Raw genomic sequence first — 24001 nt, 5'->3', positions numbered from 1 at the left:
AGCACCCGGATCGGTGCGATGACTGGCTCAGACCCCGGCAATGTCGATCTCCCCCAACGGAATTCGCACGCGGACACGGTATCCCCCGGTCGGACGGGGCCCGATGTCGACGATGCCGTGGTGCGACGCTGCGCGCTCCCGCATGCCGAGCTGACCGAGGCCCGAGCCGGACGTCCCGGCGCGCGGTCGGCCGTTGTCGAGCACCTCGACCTCGGCATAGGGCGACCCCGCCCCTTCGGTCACCACGCGAGTGAAGACGTCGGCGGCGGAGGCCGTCGAATGGCGCGAGATGTTGGCCAGCGCCTCCTGCACGATGCGGTAGAGCGAGAGTCCGATGGGCGCCGCGATCTCCGCGTGCGCACCTTCCCGGGATTCGATGAGGTGGTATGCCGTCCGCAGACTTCCCGTGTCCCGCTCGGCCACGAGGTCGGCCAGGTCCGACAGCGTGGGCTCCGGGCGACGATCAGGGGAGCGGCCCTGCGTCCCCATCGCCCCGGCCGGACGGGCACCCGCCTCGGCCTCATCCTCGATCTCTCGCAGGGTGCCGAGGAGGCTGCGCATCTGGGTGACGGCGTCGCGTGAGCTGGTCTCGATGTGGGCGAGGGCAGAGGCCGCCTCGTCCGGTCGCCGGTCGAGCACCCGCCGGGCCGCGGCCGCCTGGACGCCGATGACGGACACGTGGTGCCCGACGACGTCGTGCAGTTCACGGGCGATGCGCAGTCGCTCGTCGACGACGGCCCGGCGTTGCAGTGAATCCGCCTGTGCGGCAATCGTTTCGGCCTGCTCCTCGAGGCGAGCGCGCTGTCGGGCACCACGCCACGCGACCTGACCGATGACGATGGCGCCACCGAAGTACACGATGTTGATGACGAAAGTGAGGGCTACCCCGGCGAAGATCGGGTCGAAGGCTCCCTGTGACTCGATGTCGCGCGTGCCGTCGACGATCTCCTGGATTCCGGAACCGAGCGCCAGCTGCCACGCGATCCAGAGCAGCATGAACACGCTCACGCCGCCCGCGACGAGAATGGCGGTGCGCCGACTCGCCGCCCAGGCGACGGCCGAGTAGATCGCGCTGAAATACAGCACCTGCAGCGAGAACTGCCCCATCACCCCGGGCATGGTCACCCCGACGACGAACATGTGCAGGGCCGCGAGCAGCCCGATGAGCAACGGGTGCGTCCGGCGCCAGATCAGCAGCGCCGCACTCGACAGCACCGCCAGCCACTGGACCCACACGGGCTGCCCGCCGACCTCGAGGTCGGTGACCGAGCGCACGAACTCGAGCGACAGGATCCCGAAGAGGGCGAAACAGGCGGCGAGGGCCAGGTCACCCGCGCCGATGGGTGGCGAGGGCCGCTGCCAGTCGTCGTCAAGGGCGAAGAACCCCGCAACGCGAGACGACAGCGAAGGGCGGGCGGACGGCATACCCCTCAGCCTAGGGACGGAACCACGACGGAAGGATCCGTCCCGAGGCGGAGGCCCCCCCCCGGAGGGCGCGCTCAGGCAGGCGTGAGGACGTCGAGCCCGATGAACGGGCGCAGCGCCTTGGGGACGACGACGGAACCGTCGGCCTGCTGGTGGTTCTCGAGGATGGCGACGATCCAACGCGTCGTGGCGAGCGTGCCGTTGAGCGTGGCGACGACCTCGGTGCCACCGCCATCGACGCGGTAACGCGTCTTGAGGCGGCGCGCCTGGAAGGTCGTGCAGTTCGACGTCGACGTGAGCTCGCGGTGCTTGCCCTGCGTCGGGACCCACGCCTCGCAGTCGAACTTGCGCGCGGCCGGACCACCGAGGTCACCCGCGGCGGTGTCGATGATGCGGTAGGGCAGCTCCATGAGGTCGAGCATCTCTCGCTCCCACCCGAGCAGCCGCTGGTGCTCCTCGGCCGCCTCCTCGGGCTTGCAGTAGACGAACATCTCGATCTTGTTGAACTGGTGGACGCGAATGATGCCCGCGGTGTCCTTGCCATAGCTGCCGGCCTCGCGGCGGTAGCAGGTCGACTGGCCGGCGTAGCGGATCGGACCCTGCGACAGGTCGAGGATCTCGTCGGCGTGGTAGCCGGCGAGCGCGACCTCGCTCGTGCCGACGAGCCAGAGGTCGTCGGCCTCGAGGCGGTAGACCTCTTCGGCGTGGTGGTCGATGAAGCCGGCGCCCGCCAGGATGTCGGTCTTGACGAGGGTCGGCGTGATCATCGGGACGAACCCGGCCTCGATGGCGCGCTGCATCGCAAGCTGGAGCATCGCCATCTCGAGGCGGGCTCCGACGCCCTTGAGGAAGTAGAAGCGCGAGCCGCTGACCTTGGCACCGCGCGCCATGTCGAGGGCACCCAGACCCTCGGCGAGGGTCAGGTGGTCCTTGGGCTCGAAGCCCTCCGCCGCGAAGTCCCGCGGCGTGCCGACCTCCTCGAGCACGACGTAGTCGTCCTCGCCACCGGCAGGGGTGGCTTCGTCGATGACGTTGCCGATGCTGCGCTGGAGCGTGGCGAGCTCTGCGGCGGCCTCGTCGGCGGCAGCCTGGTTGGCCTTGACCTGCGCGGCGATCTCCTTGGTGCGGGCGAGGAGCGCCTGCTTCTCGTCACCCTGGGCCTGCGCGACCTGCTTGCCCATCGACTTCTGCTCGGCGCGCAACTGCTCGAACGCGGTGAGAGAGGACCGCTGCTTCTCCTCCGCGGCGAGGATGGCGTCGACGACGGACTCATCCTCGCCCCTGGCGCGCTGCGAGGCGCGCACGCGGTCGGGGTTCTCGCGGAGCAGCTTCAGATCAATCACGCGCGCCAGCCTAATGGCGCGGAGGCTGTGGATAACTCCGCGGCCGTTTTCGCGATCCCCGCAACACTCATCGACATGACAACCTCGATCCCCACTTCCGTCCGCCTGACCAGCCACGCCGACGACCGGCGCGGCGCGCACCGCTCCCACACCCGTCGTCCGCGACCGGACCTCCCGCTGTGGTTCGGTCGCGCGACGACCACCCTGTATGCCGTGAGTGCCGGGCTCGCGGCCGTGTTCGCCGGGCTGGCCGGGCTGGCCCAGATCGGCTCGGCGTCAGGTGGACTCTTCGGCTTCGCGGCTCAGGTGGTGGGCATCCTCCAGACCGGTCTCGTCCTCGGCGCCGGCGCGTGGTGCTTCGTCGCCGCGGGAACGCGTCGGGTGGACCCCACGACCGAGCAGTTCAACCGCGAGTGGTTCCTCGTGGCGTGGTTCATCCCCGTCGCGCACATCCTCGTGCCGCATCGAATGTTCGGCGACCTGTGGGCGAGTGCGAAGTGGCAGCAGTCCGACCGCCGCGGCGCCAACTCGCCTCTCGCCCCCCGACCCTGGGTGATGTCTGCGTGGGCCACGGCGTGGGGAGCGAGCTTCGTGTGGGCGCTGACGGTGTTCTTCCGCGACGTCGACACGACGTTCCTGGTCGTGTACCTGTGCCTCGCCGGTCTGTCGACGGCTCTGCTCGGCGGGGTGGTCCGCGCCATGGCCCACGAGCTCGCCGGCCATGGCGAGCAGTGATACCACAGTGATACCGTCGGAGCCATGGCCATGACACTGCGACTTACCGACCAGGAATCCGAGGCCCTCCGCGAGCGGGCCCGGCATGAGGGGCGGTCCATGCAGGAGGTTGCCCGCCAGGCCGTCCGCGAGTACGTCGCGCGTCAGGACCGTCGAGCGGCTCTCGATGACGTGCTCGCCACCGAACTCCCCCGCTACAAGGACGCCCTCGACCGGCTCGGACAGTAGATGGAACTCCTTGACCTCGATGACCTGCTCCGCGTCGCCGAGGTGACGCTCGGTGACGTGTCCATCCGTGACATCGGTCTGCTCGAGTCAGCCGTGTCGCGGGCACGCGCAACGGTCTTCGGTGACGACGCCTACCCATCCCTCGACCTCAAGGTGGCAGCGCTCGTCCAATCGATCGCCCGCAACCACGCCCTGATCGATGGCAACAAGAGACTCGCCTTGGCATCGGCCATCGCGACCTACGGTCTGAACGGGCGACGGCTGAGCCTCACGAACGACGAGGCCTACGACCTGATCATCGAGGTGTCCACCGGTGCGATCACTGCGGTTCCCGACATCGCGGAGCGCTTGAGGAACGAACCGCGCGTCTGACCCGTCAGTCCACCGACGCGCCGACGTCCCACACGTGGTGGCGGAGGTCGTGCAGGCCGTAGCGCCCCAACGTCAGGACCGTGAACTCCGAACCGTTGGACCGCACGCCGCGACGCTCCCACTGCGAACCGGACACGCCGGCATACGCGGCACTGAGTCGCGCGGCGGCCACGGGAATCTCGGACGCTACGACGACGGGCGGCTGCGCGGCATAGGCACTCTCGACCGCCGTGACGTCCTGGTCCCAGTTCGCGAAGCGGGCACCGTCCTCGTCGAGCATCAGCTGCACACGGTCGGCGAAGAGGTCGCAGACGTCACGGACGTGGCACGCGTACTCGAGGGGCGACCACGTGCTCGGGTTGGGTCGAGCGGCCACGTCCGGTCGCGCGAGGACGTCCGTCCACGGCGTCGTGTATGCCGTGACGAGACTCGCGATGTCGGGCCCGTCGACCGTCGTGGGGTCGAAACCACAGTCCGGGCAGGGACGCTCGAGAGTCCAGGTCCAGTCCTTGTCGTCCGGCACGATCTCGCTCATGTCCACAGGGTAGGGCGGATCGGCGATGTCGGAAGAGGGGCGCTGACCGTGGGGTACGGTCCCTGACGTGAACGACTCGTGGCCCGTGATCCTGGTGATCCTCGCTCTCCTGCTGATCGTCGGTCTCGGAGCCGCCGTCGTCGTCGGCCTCGGCCGAGGCGGAGGTCGTCACGCGTCGCCCAAGCGGCCGGCGCGTTCCTCCTTCCGGCAGGGGTCGGACGAGGATGAGCCGGCTCCGAAGAAGCGTGTCGCCGTGGTCATCAACCCGACGAAGTTCGAGAACGTCGCCTCAGCCCGGGAGCTGATCCGACGCACGGTCTCCGGGCATGACGACTGGGACGAGCCACTCATCCTCGAGACGACGGCCGAGGACCCCGGGGTCGGCCAGACCCGCGCGGCACTCGCAGACGGCGTCGACCTCGTGTGTGCCATCGGTGGGGACGGGACCGTGCGCGCCGTGGCGCAGGTCCTCACCGGGACATCGACGCCGATGGGCCTCATCCCGGCCGGAACCGGCAACCTGCTGGGCCGCAACCTCGGCCTGCCGCTCGGTCTCATCGGTGGGATCGACGTCGCCCTCACGGGCCGGAACCGCCACATTGACGTCGGCTGGGTGACGCTCGACCCGGACGTTGTGCACGCTGCCGGCGCTGCCGACGCAGCGGAGCCCGGCGACGGAGCGGAGCCGCGCGACGCGGTGGACGCGCCCGAAGCCGCCCAAGGAGCTCAGGTGGTGGAAGCGGCGGAGGCATCGGACGAGGGGCACGCCTTCCTCGTCATGGCCGGGCTCGGCCTCGACGCGAGCATCATGCACGGCACGAGTGAAGAGGCCAAGGCCCGGATCGGCTGGGGCGCCTACGTCGCAACCGGGGCCAAGAACCTGCTGGGTGCTCGCTTCGCGACGCGCCTGCGCATCGACGGCGGCGAGCCCATCGCACACACGGCCCGCACGGTCGTCGTCGGCAACTGCGGCCGCCTCACGGGCGGCATCACCCTCATGCCCGACGCCGAGGTGGACGACGGCGTGCTCGATGTCGTCGCCATCACCCCCAAGGGCATCGTCGGCTGGGCCGGTGTGGCCGTGCACGTGCTCGCCAAGCGCGGGCGCAACCACCCCAAGCTCGACCGCTACCGCTGCCAGTCGATCCTCGTGTCGCTGGACGAACCGCAGATGGTGGAGATCGACGGCGACGTCATCGGACACGCGAAGGACGTCCGGTTCGATGTGCGGCCCAAGTCGCTCATCGTCCGCACGACCGCCGTCGCTGCCGTTGACGAGCTGGGCCGCTACGTCTGACGCCTCACTCCTCCTCGTGGGGGTGGAACCGGTCGAGGAGTTCGTCGACGTCGGCGCCTGCCCGGCGGGTGCTGTGAGGGTGCCCCAGCACGACCGGGACGAAGTGGTCGGCGCACAGCGCACGCAGGTGCAGATCCTCCCGCGCGACGACCGTCGCGGTGCGCGGAGTGTCCCGGAGCAGCGCAATCTCCCCGAACCCTTCCCCGGGGCCGAGCGTCGTCACGACCTGACCGTCGCCCAGGACGTCGACCGTCCCCGACTCGATGACGAACCACTCGTCGCCGGTGTCGCCCTGACGGAACACCGTCTCTCCGGCGGCGACCTCGAACGGACGCAGGCCACGGGCCAGCCCCTCGACGGCGGGCAGGGGTAGCGGGGCGAGCATCGACACCCCTCGCAGGAGAGTGACGTCCTCGTCGAGGGCACCGACCGCGAGGTCGAGGCGGCCGAGTCGCGACAGCGCCAGAGTCGCAAGGACCGGACAGACCAGGCCCACGACGATCAGCGCCGTGCTGGTGTCGAATCGTTCGACGAGCAGCGAGGCGACGAGGGAACCGAGCCCAACCGACAGGGCCACGACACTCTCGAACACTCCGAAGACCCGGGCCAGGACCTCGTCCCGGGCCATCCGCGCCATGAGGGTGAAGCCGGCGACGTCGACCAGGGCGTTGCCCACCCCGATCAGGGCGAGGACGCCGAGCGCGACGGGTTCGACCGGCACCGACCCGACGATGGCGAGCGGCAGACCCCACAGGCCGATGCCGAGTGCGAACCACCGCCCGAGGTGGGTGGTGCTCACGAGGAGTGACGCCGCCAGCGATCCGAGCACCGCACCCACCCCGACCGAGGTCATGAGCGCGCCGACCCCGGACTCACCCGTCCCAAGGAGCTCGATCGCGGCGACGACCGACAGGACTGTGAGGGCACCACGGGTCAGGGCCTGTGCCGCTCCCAGTCCGAAGACGAGCAGCAGACCGCCGTTCGAGGCCACGGCGCGCAGTCCCTCGGCGGCCTCCGGCAGGAGCCGGGAGGCTCGCCCTGCATCCGGCCGCGGTGGGGCGTCATAACGCAGTCCCACCACGAGCGCCGCCGACCAGAGCGACGCGGCGGCCGACACCGCGAACACCATCTCGACGCCACTCAGACCGAGGAGCACCGCAGCCAGCCGAGGTCCGATGAGCGTGGCGGCGGAGTCGAGGAGCCCTCGCACGACATTGGCGCTGGCCAGCTCGTGACCGGTGTGGCACAGGGACGGGAGCAGGGCCGAATGAGCCGGTCGAAAGAGCGTGGCCGCGATCGTCGACACCACCGCGAGGGCATAGACGACCGCCACCGGACCGTCCACCGCCACCAGCGCAGCCGCGGCAGCCGTTGCGAGTCCACGAACCGTGGACACGACGACGAGCACGCGTTCGCGTCTCCCCCGGTCCGCCAGGGGCGAGAGCAGTGGCGCGAGAACCGCCGACGGCACCATCCGCAGGAGGCCCACGAGCCCGACCGCGGCGGCCCCGCCGGAACGGTAGGCCACGATGCCCAGCCCGACGGTGAAGGCCCATTCAGCCGTCCAGGCGCCGAGGAAACTCAGCTGCGCCCTGCGCAGGTTGCGGTTGCGAGCGTTGCTCGTGAAGGCGTCGAGAGCGGGACCGAGCCGGCCGCTCCCCCGTAGGCACCATCGTCCGAATCTAGGTATGCCGTCCGGTCCCGGACCAGACCCACATGGACTGGTCCGCCGCACACCGCCGCGCACCGCCGGACGCGGTGCCGTCACGATCAGCCCCGGGCGCCGCCCTCGATCGGCGATTGCGGGCCCGGGTCGGGGTTCTTGTCGCGCCACTTCCGCTCGAACGGCAGCCGCCAGGTGTGCGGCGCCACGAGCTGGTGGATCTGGTTGGGGCCATAGGTGTCCGGTGCGTAGGGCCGCACGACCGGCGGGTTGTCCAGCAGTGGCTGGCTGATCTGCCACAGGCGCTCGATGCCCTCGGCAGAGGTGAAGAGCGTGTGGTCACCACGCACCGCGTCATAGATGAGCCGCTCGTACGCCTCGAGCACGGCGCCCGCCCACGTCGTCTCCTGCATGGCGAACTGCATCGACAGCTTGTCGAGCTTCATGCCCGGACCGGGCCGTTTGCCGTAGAAGGACAACGACATCCGGGCCTTGTCCGCGAGGTCGAAGGTGAGGTGGTCGGGTCCGTGGTCGCCGACGCCGGAGCCGGGCGGGAACATCGACTGCGGCGGCTCGTTGAAGGCGATCGAGATGATGCGTGCACCCTCGGCCATCCGCTTGCCGGTCCGCAGGAAGAAGGGCACTCCCGCCCAGCGCCAGTTGTCGATGTAGCACTTGAGCGCGATGAACGTCTCTGTGTCGGAGTCGGGCGCGACGCCCGGCTCGTCGAGGTAGCCGAGGTACTGACCACGGACCACGTCACTGGGCTGAATCGGCTGCATCGACTCGAAGACCTTGTTCTTCTCCCGGCTGATCGCGCCCGGTTCCAGCGATGTCGGCGGCTCCATCGCCGTGAACGCCAGGATCTGGAAGAGGTGCGTCACGACCATGTCGCGATAGGCGCCGGTGTTCTCGTAGAAGTCGCCACGCGTCGACAGGCCGAGCGTTTCGGGCACGTCGATCTGCACGTGCGCGATGCTGTTGCGGTGCCAGATCGGCTCGAACAGGCCGTTGGCGAAGCGGAACGCAAGGATGTTCTGCGCCGGCTCCTTGCCGAGGAAGTGGTCGATGCGGAAGACCTGCTCCTCGCGGAAGACCTCGTGCACGCGCCGGTTGAGTTCGACCGCCGAGGCGTAGTCGGTGCCGAACGGCTTCTCCATGACGACTCGGCTGCGCTCGACGAGCCCGGCCTCGGCGATGGTCTGGATCGCCGAGAGAGCCGCCTTGGGCGGCACCGACAGGTAGTGCAGACGCAGCTCGGTGTCCCCCGGCAACCTCTCCTCGGCTGCCCGCACTACATCTCTCAGCGCCTGGGGCCCGGCGGAGATCGGGACGTAGTCGAGCCTCTGGGCGAACTCGTTCCATTCCGCCTCGTTGAGGACGCGCGTCGAGAACTCCTTGATCGCCTCGTGCGCGAGGTCGCGGAACTCGTCGGAGGAGATGTCGTCGAGCGAGGTCCCGACGACTCGCAGGTCGTCGAGCAGCTTCGACTGGAACAGGTGGAGCATCCCGGGGATGAGCTTGCGTTTGGCAAGGTCGCCCGTCGCGCCGAAGAGGATGACCGTCGTGGGGGCCGTCGTCTCGCTCATGGGTCCACTCTGGCACCGAGTCGCTCGCGAATCGCGGCATACACCGAAGGGTCGTGGACGAGCGCGAGGTGACCGACCCCGGGAAGGACGACGACGTCCTCCCCCGCGAACCGGCGGCTGCGCGGCGCCTTCCGTCCCGAACCTCGGGCGCTCGATGCCGGGACGATTCCGTCGCCGATGAGTTGCGCGATGGGTCCGTTGATCTTCTTGCCCAGCAGTCCGACGATTGCCAGATGGCGTATGCCGGCCCGCAGCGGAACGTCGACCCGTCGCCATCGGCGGCCGGTCGCCACTGGATCGTTCCACTCCTCGTCGAGGATCCGGCCGCGAGCGAGGTCCTGGATCCCGACGCTGCGTCGGCCCAACGCGCGACCGAGCCCGGCCCCGTGCCGCACGGCGCCGGTGAGTCGGGTGGTCCCGGCGAGGGCACGTTCGAGGGGTGCACCGAGGTGCGGTGACCCGAGGGTGATGGTGTCGCTGACGAGCCCGACCCACGGTGCGTCGTCCGCCGCCTGAGCCAGGGCGCTGTGCAGGACGAGACCGCCCATCGAGTGGCCGACGAGGGCGAGCCGGGTCACGGGGACGGGCCAGTGGGCAACGAGGGCGGTGAGGACCCGATCGAGTTCACGACCGTTGTGCGAGATCCGCAGGCCCGTGTTGTAGCGCACCGCAACACTCGTGAAGCCGAGGTCGCCCTCGAGCTGCGGTCCGAATTGGCCCTGTTCCCAACAGGATTCGGTCACCATCAGGCCGTGGATGAGGACGACGACCTCCTCGGAGGCCTGGGGGAAGGCGTTGGCGAGCCCCTCCCTCGTCAGGGGGATCGAATGCCCCAGCACCCGGACGCCCATGGTGTGCGAGAGGGCCGAACCGGCCGTCGCGAGAGTGTCACCGGCGGCGGCGTTGATGACGGCACGCGCATCGTTGACGACTCGGTGGTGGACGACGCGGTCGGCGACGCCCGCGACCCGCTTCACGCCGCGAGTCAGCAGCGCCTCGACAGCCGTCGGCGAAGCAGCGCCCGGGTCGACGTCCGTCGTACTGGCGTCAGTGGGAGGGAGCTCCTCGGTCATGCCGTCGAGAGTAGACAAACCTTGGGTCTAGCCGAAGAGTTGGGTACCCCAGTCGTCGTCAGTGCCCAGACCGGGCGGGGCGGCGAAGAGGGCCGATCCGGTGTGCTCGATGTATTCGTTGAGGACGTCTGCCCTGGCCAGCGCCTGCTGCATCGGCACGAACTGCTTGTGGGCGTCCCGGACGAACGCGACGAAGAACAGCCCGGCGTCGAGGTGCCCACTTCCGTCGCTGCCGTCGGTGAAGTTGTAGCCACGACGCAGGATCCGTATGCCGCCCAGCTGGCTCTGGTGGGCGAGCCGGACGTGCGCAGCCATCGGGATGCGCGGCTGGTTGTCGGCACCCTTGGCCTCGAAGTCGAGGGGTGCGAACTCGTCGCGCTTGTCGACCGGCAGGTGCAACGAGGCCCCGACTGCCTTGTCGCGCCCGAAGATGTCCTCCTGCTCCTGGAGCGGTGTCCGGTCCCAGACCTCGATGTGCATGCGGATGCGCCGGGTGACGAGGTAGGAACCCCCCGCCATCCACGCGGCATTGCCGGGGACGTCGGCGGGATCGACCCACACGTGCTTGGTCAGGGCGTCGGAGTCCTCGGCCTTGATGTTGGCCGTGCCGTCCTTGAAGCCGAAGAGGTTGCGGGGTGTCGTCTGGCTCGTCGACGTCGACGAGGTGCGGCCGAAGCCGAGCTGGCTCCACCGCACCGAGATGACGCCCAAGCCGATCCGGATGAGGTTGCGGATGGCGTGCACAGCGACCTGCGGGTCGTCGGCGCAGGCCTGGATGCAGAGGTCTCCGCCGGAACGTGCCGGATCGAGGTCGTCGCCGACGAAGCCCGGAAGGTCGTGCAGGGCCTCCGGCTTGCGCCCGGCCAGCCCAAAGCGGCCGTCGAACAGCGACGGCCCGTAGCCGATCGTGATGGTGAGGTTCGACGGGGGCAGGTCGAGTGCTTCGCCCGTGTCGGCCGGCGGCTGGTAGGGCCCACCACCGACGACGCCACCGGGAGCGGCCTCGGCGCCGTACGTCATCCGCTCGGCCGCTCGGGTCCACTCCTTGAGGAGGAGTCGGAGCTCGGCCGGGTCCTTCGTCACGACGTCGAGTGCGACGAAGTGCATCCGGTCCTGGGCCGGCGTGACGATCCCCGCCTGGTGCTCGCCGCGGAACGGCACGGGCTCCGCCGAGGCGGACCCCGAGGAACCCCGACCGGACGAGGACTGGTGCGCCGCAACGGAACCGGGGCGGCCGGCATACGTCAGGCCCGCGGCAGCGCCGGCGATGGCGACGCCGGCACCCGAGGCGAGAAGACTGCGACGGGTGGCACCGGATTCCTGGGACTGCGGTGACGAGCTCACTTTGCCGCGACCACTCCGGCGACCTTGGAGACGTCCTCGGCGACCGCGTCGAGCGAGTCGCTCAGTGCCCGGATCTCGACCGGCGTCAGCTCGGTGTAGAGCTGGTAGCCGTCACCCTTCTGGTGCTTGGCGACCAGGGCGTCGAGCGCCGCGGCCCGCTGGTCGTAGGACGCGACGAGCGCGGCGTCACGCTCCTCCAGCACCGGCCGGAGCGCGGCGATGGCACCCTTCGAGCCTTCCCAGTTGGCGGCGAAGTCCCAGAGGTCGGTGTGGCTGTAGCGCTCCTCCTCGCCGGTGATCTTGCCCGTGGCCATCTCGTCGAGGAGCGCCTTGGAGCCGTTGGCGAGCTGGAGGCCGTTGAACTCGACCTTCTTGGCCTCGGTCACGATCGTCGTGACGTCGGCGAGGAGCTGGTCGGCAATGGCGCTGCTGTCGGCCTGGAGACCCTTGGCCCAGAGGTCCTGCTCGAGGCGGTGGTAGCCGGTGAACTTCATGCCCTCCTCGACCACGTCCTCACGACCGTCGATCTTGGGGTCGAGGTCACCGAAGGACTCGGCGACGGGCTCGATGCGCTCCCAGTAGGAACGGGCCGTCGGGTAGAGCGCCTTGGCCTCGTCGACCTTGCCGGCCTTGACGAGCCCGACGAACTCCGTCGTCCCGGTGAGGAGGGCGTCGGCCTGGCTGCCGACGTAGCGCTTGTAGGACGCGGTCGCGGCCTGGATCCTGGCGTCGGCCGACTGCGGTGCAGCGCTCGCGCCGGTGACGGTGAAGTCGTGGCGGATGCCCTTGCCGACCATGCCCGGCTTGCAGGCGATCTCGTAGGTGCCGGGCTCGGCGACCTCGACGTGGAAGGTGCGGGTCAGGCCCGGGGCGATGTTCTCGACCTCGCCCATGATGCGGTCGCCCGCGGCGTAGACATAGAACTCGTTGACCTTGGTGCCCTTGTTGGACACGGTGAACTCGATCTGCCCGGCGGGGGCCTCGGCGCGCGCCACCTCGCAGGTCGTGTCGTTGGCGGTCACCGCGATGGGGCCCTTGCCGTCGGCGGTCGGGGCGTCGTCGTTCGCTCCACCGCACGCGGCGAGGGCGAAGGCGGCGGGGACGAGGGTGATCGCGAGGGCGCGGCGGGTCATCCGGGTTCTCCTGAAGGGTTCTGGTTCGTGGCGAGGGACGCCGCGGCGGTTGTGGCGGGCTTGGGTGCCGAAGGTGCCTTGGAGGGGCGGAGGAAGAGGGTGAGGACGACCGTGACGTAGACGACCCAGGCGACTGCCTGGAGGACCGTCGTCGCCGGCGTGAAGTTGAAGATGCCCTTGAGCAGGGTCGCGTACCAGCTGTCCGGGCGGATCGTGCCCGAGACGTCGAAGGCCAGCGTGTTGAGGCCCGGGAGGAACTGCGCCTCCTGCAGGTCGTGGATGCCATAGGCGAGAATCCCGGCCGCGACGAGGATGAGGGCGATGCCGGTCCACTTGAAGAAGCGGCCGAGGTTGATCTGGATCGCGCCGCGATAGATGAGCCAGCCCAGGCCGATCGCCGCGGCCAGACCGATGAGCCAGCCGATGAGCGGCTGGCTCTCGCCCGCGCCCGCCGCCTCGGTCGTCGCGTAGAAGAAGATCGCCGTCTCGAGGCCCTCACGGCCCACACCGAGGAAGCCGACGAGCGCCACGGCCAGTGGTCCGAGGTCGAGCGCCTTGTCGAGCCGGCCCTTGAGCTCACCCGAGATCGTGCGGGCGGCGGACTTCATCCAGAACACCATCGCCGTGACGAAGGCGACAGCGAGAATGCTCGCGCTGCCACCGATGAGCTCCTGCGTCTCGAAGCTCAGCTGACGCGTGCCGAACGTGAGCAGCGCGGCCAGCCCGGCGCTCAGCACGACGGCGGTGACGACCCCGAGCCACACGTAGCGCAGGGCCCACCGTCGGTCGGTCTTGACGAGGAACGCCACGAGGATGACGACGACGAGTGCGGCTTCGAGACCTTCGCGGAGACCGATGAGGGCGTTGCTGACGAGCATGGAACCTGCGATTCAGGACTGTCGAGAAGTGACTTTCAGACTTAGGTGAGGTTTACCTCAGTGCGGGACTGTACGCCTCTTCCCGGTGCCGCCGTCAAGCCGGTCCAGCCTGAAGGTCGGCCCACGCCGCCCCGCGCCGGCCCACGATCACCGTGGATCACCCCAACGACGATCCCCGACGCAGGGACGGAAGGTCTCAGCGGTCGAGCAGCCCACGCAGGTCGTCGGCGGTCAGGGCGCTCGACAGCAGGTTGCCGTCGTCCACGACCCGCGCGAAGAGGTCGCGCTTCTTGTCCTGCAAGGCGACGACCTTCTCCTCGATCGTGTCGGTGGAGACGAGCCGATAGACGTTGACCGACTTCGTCTGGCCGATGCGGTGGGCCCGATCGATGGCCTGGTTCTCGGCGGCGGGGTTCCACCACGGGTCGAGGACGAACACGTAGTCCGCCTCGGTGAGGGTCAGGCCGAAGCCACCGGCCTTGAGGGAGATGAGGAAGACCGGTGCGTCGCCGGTGCGGAACCCGGACACGACGTCGGCGCGGTCGCGCGTCGATCCGTCGAGATAGGCGTACTCGATGCCCTCCTCCTCGAGCCGCGCGCGCACGAGCGACAGGAAGCCGGTGAACTGGCTGAAGACGAGGGCCCGGTGCCCTTCGGCCGCCAACTCGGCCACCTGCTCGACGAGGGCTTCCACCTTGGCGCTGGGGGCCACGCCGCCATAGGCCTCGGCGTCGACCAGCGAGGGGTCGAGGGCCATCTGGCGCAGGACGGTGAGCGCACGCAGGATCGCGATGCGGTTGCCGTCGAGGTCATCGATGAGTCCGAGGAGTCGCTGCCGCTCGCGAGCGAGGTGCCGGTCATAGATGGCGCGGTGCTTCGGGTTGAGGGCGACGTGGAGGATCTGCTCCTGCTTGGGTGGCAGGTCCGCGGCGACGGACTCCTTGGTGCGCCGGAGCATGAGTGGCCGGATGCGTCGGCGCAGGGTCGCGAGGAGCTCGGGCGACGAGCCGTTCTCGATCGGCTTGGCCCACTGCTCCTTGAACAGCTGAGGGCGTGGGTGGAGTCCCGGGGCGACGATCGACAAGAGCGACCACAGGTCCATGAGCGAGTTCTCGAGCGGCGTTCCGGTGAGCGCGAAGGTGACGCGGGCCGGCAGTCGCCGCACCGCGGCATACGTCTTCGCCTGGTGGTTCTTGACGAACTGCGCCTCGTCGAGGACCGCCGCGGACCACGGGACGGAACGGAATGCCTCCGCGTCGATCCGCGCCACTGCATAGGTGGTCACCACCAGGTCGGCACCGACGATGGCGTCCTCCATCGGGACGCGGGCCTTGGCCCGGGTTCGGTCGAGGACGGCCACGGACAGGTCGGGCGCGAACTTCGCGACCTCGTCAACCCACGTCCCGAGAACGGAGGTCGGCGCGATGATGAGCATGGGGTCGGCGAGCTCGCCGCGCTCCTTGGCGCGCAGGGCGGTCGCGACGACCTGGAGGGTCTTGCCGAGTCCCATGTCGTCGGCGAGGACGCCGCCCAGGCCGAGGTCCCAGAGCAGGGAAAGCCAGCGGAAGCCGTCCTCCTGGTAGGGGCGCAGCGTCGCCTTGAGCGTGCTCGGCACCTCGGCCGGTGGCGGGTTGTGGTCGGCGTCGATGCCCAGCAGCGCATCGACGGCTCGCTGCCAGTGGCTCGACTGCTCCTCGACCACGCCGATCTCGACGAGCTCGTCCCAGAGCCCGGCATGGAGGACGGACAACCGCAGTGGGTCGGACTGCTTGTCCTGCAACGCCCGCGCCTCTTCGACGAGCGACCGGAGTCGGTGCAGCTCGGGATGGTCGAGCGTGAACCACGCACCGTCGGGGAGCAGCATCCGCTGCTCGTCGCGCGCGAGCGCAGTCACGAGATCGGACAGCGGCACCTCGTGCCCGCCGACGGTCACGGAGATCTGGAGGTCGAACCAGTCGTTGCCCTCGGTGGACTCGCTCGTCCCGATCGCGATGCGGGGCGCCTCGGTGACTTCCGCGTATGCCGCGGGCTCACCGACGACGTCGACCTCCACCTGGGCGTGTGCCGAGATCTCGGGCAGCAGTTCGGCGAAGGCCACGGTGTCGAAGCCGGTGAGGGTCACCGCCTCGTGCGGTGCCCATCCGGAGCGGGTGAGGTCCCACAGTGCGGGCAGGTCGGCGTGGCTCGGGATCGCCTCGAGCAGCTCGCTCTCGACGGCGGCGTCGCGGAAGGCGTTGGGGTCACGGAAGACCACTCGCTCACGGGCCAGCGGCACCGTGATCGGCGCGTCGACCGGCCCGTAGCGGAAGGACCACGCCACGCGGGCCGTGTGCTTCTTGTCGAACCGCACGCCCAGGTGCAGTCGCGGCGGCACGACTTCGGGCAGGGTGAGACCGTCGTGGGTCTGCACCGCGGCTCGGCGCCGCAGCACCGGGAGCTTGTCGACGGCGAAATTCGACCAGTCGGCGCTCGGGATGGTGAAGGGCCCTCGCGCAACGACGCGCGCAGCAGCCAGATCGACATCGGGACCGAAGCCGCCGAGCCGCAGGTCGCGCCCCTCGACCCGGAACCAGCCGGTCGGTGGGTCGCCGACGATGACGACATCGCCGTCCCCCTCGGGCAGCTCGAGACTGGGCACGGCCCGGACGTCGGTCGGACGCCCAGCCGCGGCAGCATTGGGGTTGGACGGGTGGAGGTGCAGGGTGAAGTGGCCGGGCGCCTCGACGAGGTGGACCTCGCCCCCGCCGGAGGACTGGGACAGGAGCACGACGCCGGCGGCCCGCGCCTTGGCGAGCAGGCCCACCCACCCACGGCCCACGAGCGACAGGGGGATCGACGCCGGCATGCGCCCATAGCTCGCCATCCGACTCGCACGCCGGTGGGCGTCCGCGATGGCGGTCAGGGCGTCGAGGGCGGCTCCGTCGACGTTGTAGGAGTATGACGAGTAGTAGCCGCCGGCCATCGCCTCCCACGAGATGCCCGTCTTGATCCACCGTCCTGGGACGGCACCGGGGACCATCGGTCGCAGCTGCACCGACGGCCCCGCCTCGGCATTCCAGCGCTGGGTCCGCGGCGTCTCCACGTCGAGCAGCAGCCCCACCGGAGAGGTCTCGAGGTCGGGCTCCTCGACGTCGAGCAACTCGTCAAGGGCATCACGCCACGACTCCGTCGTTGCGGCCGACCCTTCGGACCCGCCGGACTCCTGTTCGGTGCGCCACGGCTTCTGGGTCCGCAGGGCGATCGTCAGGGCTGCGGCGTGCTTGCACGCGACCCCGACGGGGCAGGTGCAGTCGGTGTCGAGGTGGCTCCCCGGGCTGTCCGGGTCGAGCGCGATGTCGGTGCGATAGATGTTGGCGCCACTACCGAGGACCCGGGCTGCCGCTCGCGCGCCGCGGTCGGCGAGGACGATGCTCGTGACCCGCCCGGCCCGCGCGTACTCCACCCCGCGAGCCAGCGTCAGCGGACCGAAGGCGCGCGCCAGCTCGACGTCGGTCAGTTCCTCCAGGATGTGGGCCTGCTCCACGTGTCGGCTCACCTCCCTCGTCGCGCCTCAACGACGCCCAACGTATGCCGTCCCGCCGACACGGCGCACGGGCCATTCGAGATCTGTGGACAAGTCCGCAACGCCCGAGCCGCTGTGGAAAATCCCTCAGGCCTCGTCGGGGACCCGTCCACCCGGATACGTGGACCGCAGTTCCTCGGCGGTCGGCGTATGCCGCTCCCGCGACTCGGGCGGGAGCAGATCGCTGATCGCCGACATGATCCGCTTCGTGTCGGCCACTGGCGAGCGGTACTTCAGCTCGACCGGCTCCCCGATGTGGACGCTGACCTGCGGCGGGTTGGAGAGGTTCGTGAGGTTGGGCAGGGTCGAGGACCGTGGCCATACCTTCTCGGTGCCCCACACCCCCATGGGGATGACGGGTGCGCGGCTCACCGCAGCCAGTCGGGCAGCACCCGTCTTGCCCTTGAGCTCGGGGTCGAAGAACGCCTCACCCCGAGGGATCGTCCCCTCCGGCAGCAGCGCGACCATCTCGCCACCCTCGAGCGCGAGCGCCGCCATGTCATAGGACTCGGCGCCACCCTCGGCCCGGTCGACGCGGATGCCGCCGGCAGCGGAGAAGAACGCCCCGGCCAACGGGACGTCGAACAGCTCCTTCTTCCCGAGGAACCGCACGCTCCGCCCCGACTGCCGGATGACCTGCGCGAACGCGACGAGGTCGAAGTAGCTGCGGTGGTTGCCGACGAGGATGACCGGGCCGTGGCGCGGAATGTTCTCGATGCCCTGGATGTCGAAGCGTGCCGCCGGGAAGAACGTCGACCGCAGGGCCTCGAGCGCGATCCGCTGGAGCTCCACGCCCACGACGGGGATCTTGAGGACACCCGGCGACACGTCGAAGTGCACGATCGGCCACCGGCGCGCCACGGCATACATCGTCAGTCGTGGATCGGGGTTGACCGCGGCAGGCGACCCGACGGCCTCCAGGAGTGGCAGGTCGAAGATGGAGTCCGAATAGGCGAAGGAGTCCTTGAGGTCGATGTCGTGCGCGGCGGCGAAGTGCTTGACCGCGGCCAACTTGCCGGTCGACCACACGAACGGCCCACGGATCGAGCCGTCGAAGCGCCCGTCCTCCTTCGTGCCATAGCGGGTGGCGAGCACGTGGTCGAAGCCGAGCCGATCGGCCAGGGGGCGGATGAGGTGCTCGGGTGTCGTCGTCGCCATGACGACCGGTCGCCCCTCGGCCCTGTGCTGCTCGATGAGGGTGAGCGCGAACGGATGGACGAGTTCGGCGATGACCTCCGCCGCGCTGGCCGCCGCCTCGTCGAAGCTGCGCTGGTCCTTGCCGCGGGCGACGAGCGTGGCCTGACGTGCGAGGAAGATCGACGGGAGATTCTCGCCCAGGATGTCGAACGCCCTGAAGAGGAAGTCCTGGCCGGGCAGCTTCCGCGGCACGAGACCGAACTCGGTCATCGCCGCGGAGAGATGGGGGCCGGATCCGCCCTGGAGCAGCGTGCGGTCGAGGTCGAAGAACGCTGCACCGGGCATGGGGACCACCCTATGTCTGTGGGCCCCGATGCATAGGCTGATGGTCATGACGACGGCCTTCGTGCTCGGCGGTGGCGGGGTGCTCGGCACGACCCAGCTCGGGATGCTGCGTGCCCTCGCCGAGCAGGGAATCCGGCCGGACCTCGTCGTGGGCACGAGCATCGGCGCCCTCAACGGGGCGTTCGTCGCCGCCGATCCGTCGGTCGAGGGCATCCGCGCCCTCGGAACGGTCTGGGAGGACGTTGGCGCGAGCGGCATCTTCCTCGAGAACCCGATGCGCTCGGCCGCTCGGATCGCGCGCTTCCGGACGCACCTGCTCTCGAGCCAGCCGCTGCGCGCCATCATCGACGAACACCTCCCGGTCGACACGTTCGAGGAGCTCGAGGTCCCGTTCCAGTGCGTCGCCGCGTGCATCGAGACGGCGGGCTCGGGCTGGTTCTCGGAGGGCTCGCTCGTCGACCCCGTCGTGGCGTCGTGCACGGTGCCGGGGCTCTTCCCTCCCGTGGAGATCGACGGGAGGCACTACCTCGACGGCGGCCTCGTCCACTCGATCCCCGTGGGCCGGGCCGTCGACCTCGGCGCCGACCGTATCTTCGTGCTCCAGGTCGGTCGGGTCGAGCAGCCGCTCACCCCGCCGCGCCGCCCGTGGGAGGTCGGGGTCGTGGCCTTCGAGATCGCCCGACGGCACCGCTACGTCCACGAGATGGAGTCGATCCCCGAGGGCGTCGAGGTCCACGTCCTCCCCAGCGGCGCCCCCGACACCCCGTCCGTCTCGCTCACCCATGGCCGCACGTCGCGGCTGCGCGCCCGGGCCACCCAGGCCTACGCCGCCACCTCCGCCTACCTCACCCACCCCAACTTCCCCGCCTGAAGTGGGTTCCTCTCACTTCGCCTGATCGCCGCGGTCAAGCGAACCGAGAGCTCCCGGAAGGCGGGCACGGAGGCGGGCGGACGGCATACAGTCGACGTCATGGGACTGGCCGGAATCCCCAAGCCGCCGCGCCTGGCGCGCAAGGTGCTCCCGATCGTCTGGCCCGTCGGCGCAGCCGCGGTCACCGGCCTCGCGACACCGGTCATCGTCGCCGGGGCCTTCCACTCGTTCATCGACAAGCGGGCGCGGTTGTTCCGGGTGAGCGTCCTCGGCGTGGGGCTCGTGTGGGTCGATGTCCGCATGCTCATGGAGTGCTGGCGGCTGTCCCTCAAGAACCCCACGCGCGAGGGCCCGCAGTGGGAGGACGACCACGAGGCGGTGTTCCTCGCCGGGCTGAACCGCGCGATGATCCTCGCGCGCCAATGGGTGGGCTTCGAGGTGCGGCTCGACGGGCGCATGCACTTCGGCTCGGAGACAGCGCCGCTCATCGCGTTTGCCCGGCATGCGGGTCCCGGCGACTCACTCGCACTGGCCTGGCTGCTCGGTCACACGGCGGGGCGCATGCCCAAAATCGTTCTCGCAGAAGCCCTTCGGTGGGATCCGACGGTTGACGCGCTGCTGACGCGGATGAGGTCCTACTTCGTCCCGTCACGCACTGGGGCGGGCGACGACCGCGTGTCCGGGGTGCGTGAGTTGGCGCGTGGACTCAAGGAGGACGACGCGCTGCTGCTCTTCCCCGAGGGGCAGAACTTCTCGCCGGGGCGTCGGCGCGCCCTCATCTCACGGCTGCGCGAGGCGGGTCAGGAGCTCCGCGCCCGTCGCGCCATCTCGCTCTGGAACACGTTGCCGCCCAAGACCCGTGGCGTCATCGCGGCCATGGAGGCTCGCCCCGACGCCGACGTCATGATCGTCGCGCACGCCGGGTTCGGACAGCTGACGACGCCGGCCGAGATCTGGGGCGCCATCCCGTTCACCGACCGTCCGTTCCTCGTCCAAACGCGGACGTATGCCGCGTCCGACGTTCCCGACGAACCTGCGGCGATCGAGGCATGGATCGACGACGAGTGGTCCGACATCGACGCCTGGGTCACCACCGTCGAGGGCAGAGCCCAGGGCGGAGCCGACGACCGGGCACAGCGCGCGGCAGAGGCCTCACCGCAGTCCGACTGACGCCCGCTTCACACGGGGCCATCGGCTGCTGTCGACCTCAGCCCAACCGTTTGCCGCACCACGTGCACGTCTGGCGACGGATCCCGTAGGACAAGGAGTCGGTCGACTCACAGCTGAGGAGTCGTGATTTCGTTTCCGGCCCGGCGAGGAAACGTCGCAATCGAGGCGCCCAGCCCCGCGGACAGGACGATGAGCGCCCCCACGGTGAACCAATCGAAACCGTCGCGCTCCAGAACCCGAACGAGCCAGGCAAGGAAGACGAGGCCCCAGGCCAGATGCAGCACCGCTCCGATCCGCGGGTGGCGTGCGAAGAAGCCCGGCGGAAGCGGGGGCAGGCCTTGGGGGAACGCACCCTCCAAGGGCGGCATGGGCTCGATCCGGCTCACGCGTCAAGCCTATCGGGGCCGTTGTCAGGGGCGGCGGAGTGAGTGGAGCCAGTCCCGGGCCCCGGCGAAGTCGGCGTCCGACGTCAGCGGCGCCACCTCGACCTGAGCCCCGTCCTCGCGCGGGTAGGACCCGAGGAAGCGCACCTCCGCACACACGCGCTTGAGCCCCATGAGCGCCTCGCCGACGCGTTCGTCGAGGACGTGCCCCTCGAAGTCGATGGAGAAGCAATAGGACCCGAGTGACGACTTCGTCGGGCGCGACTCGAGACGGGTCATGTTGATGCCGCGGACCGCGAACTGCTCCAGCAACTCGAGCAGACCACCCGCGCGGTTGTGCCGCTGGAACAGCATGACCGTCGTCTTGTCGGCGCCGGTGCGCTCCGGGAGTGAGCCGGGCCGGGCGACGAGGACGAACCGGGTCACGGCGCCGGCCGTGTCACCGATGTCCTCGGCCAGCACCTCGAGCCCGTGGTTGGCCGCCGCGACAGGTGCGCAGACGGCAGCGTCGTAGCCCTGTTCGGTCCCCTCCTCGGCGAGACCTGCCGCTGCTGCTGCGGTCGACAGCGTCGGGATGTATGCCGCCCGCCCCAGATTCGCGTCCATCCAGCCTCGCACCTGGGCCCAGGCATGCGAGTGGGTTCCGACGGCTCGGACGTCGGCGAGCGTCACCCCTTGGCGGGCGGCCAGCACGAAGGTGATCGGCACGTTGACCTCACCGATGACGACGAGTGGGTCGCCGGAGGCCAACGCGTCAAGAGTCGCCGAGACGCCACCCTCGACGGAGTTCTCGATCGGCACCATTGCGGCATCAATTTCACTGCGCCGCAACGCATCCAGCGCCGAGTCCACGGATCCGAACGGCACCGCCTCACCCTCGTGGGAGGCCGACCAGGCGAGCAGCGCCATCTGTGTGAACGTGCCCTCCGGGCCGAGGTAGCCGTAGCGGGTCGTCCCGTCGCCGGTCATTGCTGCCTTCCTGTCCGTGCCGCGCTGAGAGCCTGCTGCTCCTCGGGCGTGAGGGTCGTGTCGGAGCCGCCGTCGGTGATGCCCTTGGCATAGGTGCGTGACTCGCCGCGCGCGTGGATCGAGCTGAGCACGACCCCGTCGCCCCGGTCGTCGACGATGGCGGCACTGAAGCTCAGCCGCCCACCCATGTCGCCGAACGCGTCATAACGCACGACCGCGACGTGCCGCAGCGCCTGACCGATGTCGGCACGCAGCGCCTCGAGGTCACCGGCACCGACGGGCCGCTGCCGCTCGAGTTGCGCCACCCGGGTCCTCAGGCGCCCGATGACGACGAGGAGCGCGACGAGGACGATGAGCGGGAGCAGCACGATCACCAGGAGGAGGAGTACCTCGAGGCCGTTGATCCCCAACATGACGGCCAGCGTATGCCGTGTGCCCACCCCTCGCGGGTTCGTCCGGTCCGTGGGTGGCGCCGTCAGGACAAGAGTGCTCGGCGTACGTCGGTCCGGGCAAAGTCCTCGCCCTTGAACAGCAGGGCGTCCCCGCGACTCACGGCCAGGCCATAGGGAAAGACATCGCCAAGGTTGAGACCTGCCGGGTGCCGCCCCTTGCCGAATCGCCGCCATCCCTCGATAGCGGCTGCGGTGTCGCTCGGGGCGCAGGGTGAGACCTGGATTCCGTACTCGCCGATGAGGAGCTCGAGGTCGCGCACAGCATCCGGACCGCTCCTGGCCTCCACCACGATGGTCGACTCCACGAGGGTGATCGGAGAGATCAGCAACGGTTCAGCCGTGGTCTCCATGACCTTCAGGCACGCCTCGGCCTCGGACTCTCCGAGCACGATGGCGACGAGCGCCGAACTGTCGATGACCATGACTCAGGACGGTAGCCCGTGCGCGTCGTAGCCCAGGATTTCATCCACAGGCCGCGCATCGAGGATGCTCCGGGCACGCCCCCTCGCGATGATCTCCTCCCCCACGGAACGTCGCGGGGTGCGCTTCTGGTGGCGCACCCGTTCGAGGCGCTCCTCGATGGCGCGCCGAGCCGCGACCGTGATCGACTCACCGGTCGCCAGCGCCAGTTCACGGGCGAGGCGATCCGTCTCCGGGTCCTTGATGTTGAGCGCCATGAACCCATGATAGGTCCGATCCACCCGGTCAGGAAGAAAGGCAGAACCTGAGGAAGAACGCGGCTCCGGACACGGCATTCATAGACTCGACATCACCATGGGCATCGATTTCGTCACCATCGCCATCGTCTTCGGCACGATCTTCGTCGTAGAACTGCCGGACAAGACCTTCATCGCGACGCTCGTCATGGCGACGCGGTTCCGGCCGCTGCTCGTGTGGATCGGCGTCGTCGCGGCCTTCTTCGTGCAGACCCTCGTCGCCGTCGCCATCGGTGGCGTCCTCAACCAGCTGCCGAAGCGGCCGATCGAAATCTTCGCCGCGCTCCTCTTCCTCGTCGGCGGCATCCTGCTGCTCCGGGGTGCGAGCAAGGCGGACGAGGAAGAGGCGGAGACCGAGGAGGAGTTCGGCGCGAAATCCTCGGCCAAGGAGCTCGCCGGCTGGAAGGTCGTGACCTTCTGCTTCACCGTGCTCTTCCTCGCCGAGTGGGGCGACCTGTCACAGATCCTCACGGCGTCCATGGTGTTGCGCTTCGACGACGCGGTGTCGGTCTTCATCGGCGCTTTCCTCGCCCTGGCCGCGGTGTCCGGCCTGGCCGCACTGCTCGGTCGGACTCTCCTGCAACGGATCCGGCTCTCGACGATCCGGCGCATCGGTGGTGGCGTCTGCCTCGTCCTCGCCGCGGTGAGCGCGCTCCAGATCCTCGGCGCCTTCTGAACGTCTGCGCCGGTCGCGCGACCGGCGCTCAGGTTGACCACCGGGGCAGCCATGCCAGCGCCGGTCACCACGGTCTGCGCCGGTCGCGCGACCGGCGCAGAAGTG

23 protein-coding genes are annotated in these 24001 nt (G+C 69.6%); 7 read left to right on the top strand and 16 right to left on the bottom strand.

The genetic code is table 11. The features are described 5' to 3' along the window. Positions 1-27: 27 nt before the first annotated feature. Together N803_RS11280 and serS are read right to left on the bottom strand one after the other, a co-directional pair. Positions 28-1425: a sensor histidine kinase gene (locus N803_RS11280; RefSeq protein ID WP_035905326.1), complete on the bottom strand. Its 1398-nt coding sequence runs from the start codon at positions 1423-1425 to the stop codon at positions 28-30. Between the two features lie 74 nt (positions 1426-1499). After that, positions 1500-2768, bottom strand: a complete 1269-nt coding sequence (gene serS / locus N803_RS11275) for a serine--tRNA ligase (protein WP_035905324.1) — start codon at positions 2766-2768, stop codon at positions 1500-1502. A 75-nt stretch (positions 2769-2843) separates the two neighbouring features. On the opposite strand from serS, the gene N803_RS11270 reads away from it, so the two are divergent. Genes N803_RS11270 through N803_RS11260 form a run of 3 tightly spaced genes read left to right on the top strand, consistent with a single transcriptional unit; the run spans position 2844 to position 4103 of the window. Then, positions 2844-3503 (top strand): DUF4328 domain-containing protein, encoded by a 660-nt coding sequence (locus N803_RS11270; RefSeq protein WP_156969755.1) that lies wholly within the window; start codon positions 2844-2846, stop codon positions 3501-3503. A gap of 24 nt (positions 3504-3527) precedes the next feature. Next, a complete protein-coding gene (locus tag N803_RS11265; RefSeq protein ID WP_035905319.1) occupies positions 3528-3731 on the top strand; it encodes a ribbon-helix-helix protein, CopG family in 204 nt (67 codons plus the stop codon). Beyond that, positions 3732-4103, top strand: a complete 372-nt coding sequence (locus tag N803_RS11260; RefSeq protein WP_035905318.1) for a type II toxin-antitoxin system death-on-curing family toxin — start codon at positions 3732-3734, stop codon at positions 4101-4103. A gap of 4 nt (positions 4104-4107) precedes the next feature. Here the strand turns inward: N803_RS11260 and N803_RS11255 are convergent, their stop codons facing one another. Next, on the bottom strand, positions 4108-4638 hold the full coding sequence (locus N803_RS11255; RefSeq protein WP_035905594.1) for a DinB family protein: 531 nt from the start codon (positions 4636-4638) through the stop codon (positions 4108-4110). A 67-nt stretch (positions 4639-4705) separates the two neighbouring features. On the opposite strand from N803_RS11255, the gene N803_RS11250 reads away from it, so the two are divergent. After that, positions 4706-5935: a diacylglycerol/lipid kinase family protein gene (locus N803_RS11250; protein ID WP_052112197.1), complete on the top strand. Its 1230-nt coding sequence runs from the start codon at positions 4706-4708 to the stop codon at positions 5933-5935. A 4-nt stretch (positions 5936-5939) separates the two neighbouring features. Here the strand turns inward: N803_RS11250 and N803_RS11245 are convergent, their stop codons facing one another. The 8 genes from N803_RS11245 to N803_RS11210 all read right to left on the bottom strand — a co-directional run bounded on the left by N803_RS11245 (position 5940) and on the right by N803_RS11210 (position 18659). Then, complete coding sequence (locus N803_RS11245) at positions 5940-7670, bottom strand: MFS transporter (RefSeq protein WP_281175004.1); 1731 nt, start codon at positions 7668-7670, stop codon at positions 5940-5942. 35 nt (positions 7671-7705) lie between these two features. Next, complete coding sequence (gene zwf / locus N803_RS11240; RefSeq protein WP_035905313.1) at positions 7706-9187, bottom strand: glucose-6-phosphate dehydrogenase; 1482 nt, start codon at positions 9185-9187, stop codon at positions 7706-7708. Further along, positions 9184-10260, bottom strand: a complete 1077-nt coding sequence (locus tag N803_RS11235) for a lipase family alpha/beta hydrolase (protein WP_052112196.1) — start codon at positions 10258-10260, stop codon at positions 9184-9186. Before N803_RS11235 ends, zwf begins: the two co-directional genes overlap by 4 nt. 27 nt (positions 10261-10287) lie before the next feature. After that, on the bottom strand, positions 10288-11604 hold the full coding sequence (gene efeB, locus N803_RS11230; protein WP_035905312.1) for an iron uptake transporter deferrochelatase/peroxidase subunit: 1317 nt from the start codon (positions 11602-11604) through the stop codon (positions 10288-10290). Beyond that, entirely contained in the window at positions 11601-12737 is a 1137-nt protein-coding gene (gene efeO / locus N803_RS11225; protein ID WP_035905308.1) for an iron uptake system protein EfeO, read from the bottom strand. The genes efeB and efeO overlap by 4 nt, the downstream gene beginning before the upstream one ends. Continuing rightward, positions 12734-13615 (bottom strand): iron uptake transporter permease EfeU, encoded by an 882-nt coding sequence (efeU, locus tag N803_RS11220; RefSeq protein WP_035905307.1) that lies wholly within the window; start codon positions 13613-13615, stop codon positions 12734-12736. Before efeU ends, efeO begins: the two co-directional genes overlap by 4 nt. Before the next feature lie 196 nt (positions 13616-13811). Next, on the bottom strand, positions 13812-17150 hold the full coding sequence (locus N803_RS11215; protein WP_211253506.1) for a DEAD/DEAH box helicase: 3339 nt from the start codon (positions 17148-17150) through the stop codon (positions 13812-13814). Positions 17151-17264: 114 nt separating this feature from the next. Beyond that, the gene (locus tag N803_RS11210; protein ID WP_035905305.1) at positions 17265-18659 is read right to left on the bottom strand and encodes an HAD-IB family hydrolase; all 1395 of its coding nucleotides are present in this window, start codon (positions 18657-18659) and stop codon (positions 17265-17267) included. Positions 18660-18705: 46 nt separating this feature from the next. Between N803_RS11210 and N803_RS11205 the strand changes: the two genes are divergently transcribed. Both N803_RS11205 and N803_RS17570 read left to right on the top strand, forming a co-directional pair. Continuing rightward, the gene (locus N803_RS11205) at positions 18706-19530 is read left to right on the top strand and encodes a patatin-like phospholipase family protein (protein WP_035905588.1); all 825 of its coding nucleotides are present in this window, start codon (positions 18706-18708) and stop codon (positions 19528-19530) included. A gap of 99 nt (positions 19531-19629) precedes the next feature. Then, positions 19630-20700: a 1-acyl-sn-glycerol-3-phosphate acyltransferase gene (locus tag N803_RS17570; protein ID WP_052112194.1), complete on the top strand. Its 1071-nt coding sequence runs from the start codon at positions 19630-19632 to the stop codon at positions 20698-20700. Between the two features lie 107 nt (positions 20701-20807). On the opposite strand, the gene N803_RS11195 is transcribed toward N803_RS17570, so the two are convergent. The 5 genes from N803_RS11195 to N803_RS11175 all read right to left on the bottom strand — a co-directional run bounded on the left by N803_RS11195 (position 20808) and on the right by N803_RS11175 (position 23181). After that, positions 20808-21086 (bottom strand): hypothetical protein, encoded by a 279-nt coding sequence (locus tag N803_RS11195; protein WP_035905304.1) that lies wholly within the window; start codon positions 21084-21086, stop codon positions 20808-20810. A 24-nt stretch (positions 21087-21110) separates the two neighbouring features. Then, positions 21111-22052: a prephenate dehydratase gene (gene pheA / locus N803_RS11190; protein ID WP_035905302.1), complete on the bottom strand. Its 942-nt coding sequence runs from the start codon at positions 22050-22052 to the stop codon at positions 21111-21113. Continuing rightward, a complete protein-coding gene (locus tag N803_RS11185) occupies positions 22049-22465 on the bottom strand; it encodes a DUF4446 family protein (protein ID WP_035905301.1) in 417 nt (138 codons plus the stop codon). Before N803_RS11185 ends, pheA begins: the two co-directional genes overlap by 4 nt. A 62-nt stretch (positions 22466-22527) precedes the next feature. Beyond that, positions 22528-22926, bottom strand: coding sequence for a type II toxin-antitoxin system VapC family toxin (locus tag N803_RS11180; RefSeq protein ID WP_035905299.1), 399 nt, complete (start codon positions 22924-22926; stop codon positions 22528-22530). A gap of 3 nt (positions 22927-22929) precedes the next feature. Beyond that, positions 22930-23181 carry a type II toxin-antitoxin system VapB family antitoxin gene (locus tag N803_RS11175; RefSeq protein ID WP_035905584.1) on the bottom strand — a complete coding sequence of 84 codons (252 nt, stop codon included), beginning with the start codon at positions 23179-23181 and terminating at the stop codon, positions 22930-22932. Between the two features lie 97 nt (positions 23182-23278). Between N803_RS11175 and N803_RS11170 the strand changes: the two genes are divergently transcribed. Further along, on the top strand, positions 23279-23896 hold the full coding sequence (locus N803_RS11170) for a TMEM165/GDT1 family protein (RefSeq protein ID WP_052112193.1): 618 nt from the start codon (positions 23279-23281) through the stop codon (positions 23894-23896). The last annotated feature ends 105 nt before the right edge of the window (positions 23897-24001 follow it).

This window comes from Knoellia subterranea KCTC 19937 (genome assembly GCF_000768685.1).
Taxonomy (GTDB): domain Bacteria; phylum Actinomycetota; class Actinomycetes; order Actinomycetales; family Dermatophilaceae; genus Knoellia; species Knoellia subterranea.
Note: the sequence above shows the minus strand (reverse complement) of the source record. Positions and strands in the feature narration are given on the sequence as shown.